This is a genomic window from Bradyrhizobium sp. (genome assembly GCF_036009065.1).
GTDB lineage: Bacteria > Pseudomonadota > Alphaproteobacteria > Rhizobiales > Xanthobacteraceae > Bradyrhizobium.
Window position 1 is genome coordinate 1 of sequence record NZ_DASYMN010000068.1, and the last position, 3,732, is coordinate 3,732.

Consider the following 3,732-nt stretch of genomic DNA (forward strand, 5'->3'; position numbering starts at 1 on the left):
TGGGCGCGCCGGTCTCGACCGACCAGATCATCGGCGGCGACTATGATACGAAAGCGCTGAAGTCGACCCTTGACAAGGCGAAGGCCGGGGGCCGCAAATATCTCGTCGCGGAGAAGGACGCGAAATTCGCGCCCTGCGTCACCGAGCCCGGCAAGATCCTCTGCGTCGGGCTGAATTACCGCGCGCACGCTGCCGAAGCGAACCAGAAGCTGCCGAAGGAGCCCATACTCTTCAATAAATTTACGACCGCGCTCAACAGTCATGGCGGGACGATTGCGGTGTCGAAGGAGCCGGGCAAGAATTTTGATTACGAAACCGAGCTGGTGGCGGTGATCGGCCGGACCGCGCGCAATGTCGGCGAGGCCGACGCGCTGTCTTATGTATTCGGCTATTGCACCGGCCAGGACTTTTCCGAGCGCGACCAGCAGATGCGCTCGGGACAATGGATGCTGGGCAAGACCGGCGACGGCTGGGGCCCGATCGGTCCCTGGCTGGTGACATCGGACCAGATCGACCCGCAAAACCTCAAGATCTCGACCAAGGTCAATGGCGAGCAGCGTCAATCGGCCAACACCGGCGACATGATCTTCGGCGTCAGGCAGCTCGTGTCTTACGCCTCGCGCTTCATGACGCTGGAGCCGGGCGACATCATCTTCACCGGCACGCCCGAAGGCGTCATCGCCGGCTATCCGCCGGAGAAGCGGGTCTGGCTCAAGGCCGGCGACAAGGTCGTCTGCAGCATCGAAAAACTCGGCGACCTGGAATTCACGCTGACCTGACGTCTGCGTAGGGTGGGCAAAGGCGCCGTTGCGCCGTGCCCACCATCACGCGCATTGCCCGCGATGGTCGGCACGCCACCGGACGCATCCGCGTCCGGCCGCTTTGTCCGCCCTACGATCTGCTGGCAAAGCGGCAAGCGTTGCAACGAGAATGGCGAAGAGCGCGGCCGTCATGCGGCAGGCGAGTCGTTCAGTTCGAGGCGGCGTTCGATGCGCTCAAGACGGAAATCATAACGGCCGAGGATTCCGTAGACATTGTGAATGTCTTGTTGCATCGAGACGTGATAACCGCGAAGCGCATTTAATTCGGACTTGATCTCGTCGACCTTGTGATCCACGCGATCAATCCGATGTTGAACCTGTTTAAGCATGTCGTAGATCAACTCATTGCTGACCGCCGCCATCATCTTTGCGTGGACCCCGCGGCAGGCGGCGGCGCGGCGCTGGGCGGCGGCGGCGCAAAATCCTCGATGTCCAATACGCCGACAAAGTCGTTGCCGTTGCGGCGCGCGACCTCGATGCCGAGCGAGGTGGAAATCACGTCGATCATGGTGTTGCCCGCGAACACCATGTCGCGCACGATATAGATCGTCTTGTCGTTTGCGCCGATCGCGCGATACTCCCAGTGCACGGTCGGAAACTCTTTCATCTTCATGACCCGCGTGGAGAGCAGCGTCAGGTCCCTCAGCCGTCCGACCGCCTCGGTCGATGCCTGCTCGGTCTGCTCCATCTGGCGCTTCGCGTCTTCCTGCGCGAATTTTTGCAAGGCAATCGGATCGGGGCTGCGCGTCGGGCTGGCCGCGGTGCGGACCGTGACGATTGAGTTCTCCGGGCACGCCAGCGGCCGGCAACGGAAGATCGAGCGCCGCTCGCCCGCCGCCCGGGTCCCGATCCATTTTTGCGGATCCGGCGACTTGAAGGTGACCCTGGTGCCGGGATGTTCCGGCCCGACCACCGCCGCGGCGCATGCCGCAAGCGACAACGCGGCGGCGGCCAGCACCGCGCCACAAGAAATCCGGGAGAAAATCCCCATCGAAGCCCCGCCCAAAACCCAGCCCCGGCCGGCCAATATTCCCTATAGTTCGCCGTCAAGCGGCCCGCCAGCAACCGCCGGGAGGTCCATCAACGCGGAACCGGAGTATCCTCGACCTCCATCGCCTTGATGAACAGCTCGCGGTAGCGCCGTGCAAGCTCCGGCGAGGACGAAACCGAGGAGATGTGGATCAGCGCCGATTTGGCGAAGATTGACGCCTTGGCGAGATAGATCGGACCTTTTTCGCCGCCCACCATGCGCGTCTCCTGCACGATCGCCGGATAGCCGCGCAGCGTGGTGACGCCGCTGGACATCTTCTCGATCTTGCGGCCCGGCGCCATGCCGGAGGCGATATTGGCATTGGCCTGCGCGACCGATTCCGGAATCCTGGCGGCGAGCTTTGCCAGCGCCTGCGGATCGGGACTGCGGGTCGGGCTGTTGGCAATGCTGGCGGTGACTTGCGCCGCATCGGGACAGGCCAGCGCACGGCAGGTGTATACGCCGGTGCTCCTGCTGAAAAAATTGTTGCGGCCGGCCCATTTGGCGGGGTCGGGATTTTTGATGGTGACGCGTGTGGTGCCTTGAGCTGCGGCCTGCGAGACGGCGAACGCTGCAAGAAGCATGGCGCACAGGCCGATCATCCGCGCGCGCATCGGAGCAACGGGGTTTGGTAATTCTCGATCAGAAACGACCGTCATCACGAAGCGGGGGCGTCGCTAAGTTCGAGCCGGCGGTCGATGCGGTCGAGTCGGCCTTCGTGACGGATCAGCGTTGCGTGGATGCCCAGGATCTCCTCATGAATGCCGGTGATTTCCTGGCGAATGCCATTTTGCGATGTTCCGAGCGCCTGCACCCCCTGCCTCAGCTCGTCGACCTTGCCATCGACCTGCGCGAGCCGCGCCTGTACCGATTTCAGCACTTCAAACATCGGTTCGGGCGTCACGTCGGCCATCTTCGTATTTTCCCGGGATCCTAATCCGACAGCATACCCCCCCAATTGCCGGCTCCGCCACAACCGCCGATTTCATCGCAAACTTTCTTTGCGCGTCCGTGGCGGCAACCTGCTCGCTAAAGCACCTCGACCCGGTAATTCTCGATCACCGTATTCGCCAACAGCTTGTCGGCGGCGTCCTTCAGCGCCGCTTCGGCCTTGGCCTGGTCGGCGCCTGACAGTTCGATGTCGAACACCTTGCCCTGACGCACGCTGGCGATGCCGGCGACGCCGAGCGATTTCAAGGCGCCTTCGATGGCCTTGCCCTGCGGGTCGAGGATGCCGGATTTCAGGGTGACGGTGACGCGCGCTTTCATGATTTCAAATCCACTATCCCCAACGTCACCCTGAGGTGCTCGGCGACGAAGTCGCCGAGCCTCGAAGGGCGGAGTTTGCTGCCATCCTTCGAGACGCGAGCCGAAGACGGCTCGCTCCTCAGGATGACGGTTGAGTTGTCAGCCCTTCACCAGCACCGGGCCGCTTCCCGCGGGGCGCTCGTTCTCCATCAGGATGCCGAGCCGCTTTGCCACTTCCGTGTAGGCTTCCAGCACGCCGCCGAGGTCGCGCCGGAATCGGTCCTTGTCGAGCTTTTCGTTCGACTTGATGTCCCACAGCCGGCAGGAATCCGGCGAGATCTCGTCGGCGACGATGATGCGCATCATCTCGTTCTCGAACAATCTGCCGCATTCCATCTTGAAATCGACCAGCCGGATGCCGATGCCCAGAAACAGCCCGGTGAGGAAATCGTTGACGCGGATCGCCAGCGCCATGATGTCGTCGATTTCCTGCGGCGTCGCCCAGCCGAACGCGGTGATGTGCTCTTCGGACACCATCGGGTCATTGAGCTGGTCGTTCTTGTAATAGAACTCGATGATCGAGCGCGGCAACTGCGTGCCCTCCTCGATGCCGAGCCGCTGCGACAAGGAGCC

At 62.6% G+C, this 3,732-nt stretch carries 7 protein-coding genes; 1 reads left to right on the forward strand and 6 read right to left on the reverse strand.

Annotated elements, in window-relative coordinates; translation table 11 throughout:
* Nucleotides 1-779, forward strand: a 779-nt coding sequence (locus VGP39_RS04470; RefSeq protein WP_327566898.1) for a fumarylacetoacetate hydrolase family protein, incomplete at its 5' end; no start/stop codon positions are given.
* Between the two features lie 170 nt (nucleotides 780-949).
* Here the strand turns inward: VGP39_RS04470 and VGP39_RS04475 are convergent.
* The 6 genes from VGP39_RS04475 to VGP39_RS04500 form a co-directional block, all read right to left on the reverse strand.
* On the reverse strand, nucleotides 950-1,186 hold the full coding sequence (locus VGP39_RS04475) for a hypothetical protein (protein ID WP_414644565.1): 237 nt from the start codon (nucleotides 1,184-1,186) through the stop codon (nucleotides 950-952).
* On the reverse strand, nucleotides 1,183-1,812 hold the full coding sequence (locus VGP39_RS04480) for a hypothetical protein (RefSeq protein ID WP_327566899.1): 630 nt from the start codon (nucleotides 1,810-1,812) through the stop codon (nucleotides 1,183-1,185). Before VGP39_RS04480 ends, VGP39_RS04475 begins: the two co-directional genes overlap by 4 nt.
* Nucleotides 1,813-1,901: 89 nt before the next feature.
* Nucleotides 1,902-2,435 (reverse strand): hypothetical protein, encoded by a 534-nt coding sequence (locus tag VGP39_RS04485; RefSeq protein WP_327566900.1) that lies wholly within the window; start codon nucleotides 2,433-2,435, stop codon nucleotides 1,902-1,904.
* 74 nt (nucleotides 2,436-2,509) lie between these two features.
* On the reverse strand, nucleotides 2,510-2,764 hold the full coding sequence (locus VGP39_RS04490; protein WP_327566901.1) for a hypothetical protein: 255 nt from the start codon (nucleotides 2,762-2,764) through the stop codon (nucleotides 2,510-2,512).
* Between the two features lie 116 nt (nucleotides 2,765-2,880).
* A complete protein-coding gene (gene purS / locus VGP39_RS04495) occupies nucleotides 2,881-3,120 on the reverse strand; it encodes a phosphoribosylformylglycinamidine synthase subunit PurS (RefSeq protein ID WP_327566902.1) in 240 nt (79 codons plus the stop codon).
* Between the two features lie 138 nt (nucleotides 3,121-3,258).
* The coding region (locus tag VGP39_RS04500; RefSeq protein WP_327566903.1) for a phosphoribosylaminoimidazolesuccinocarboxamide synthase at nucleotides 3,259-3,732 on the reverse strand (474 nt) is incomplete at its 5' end.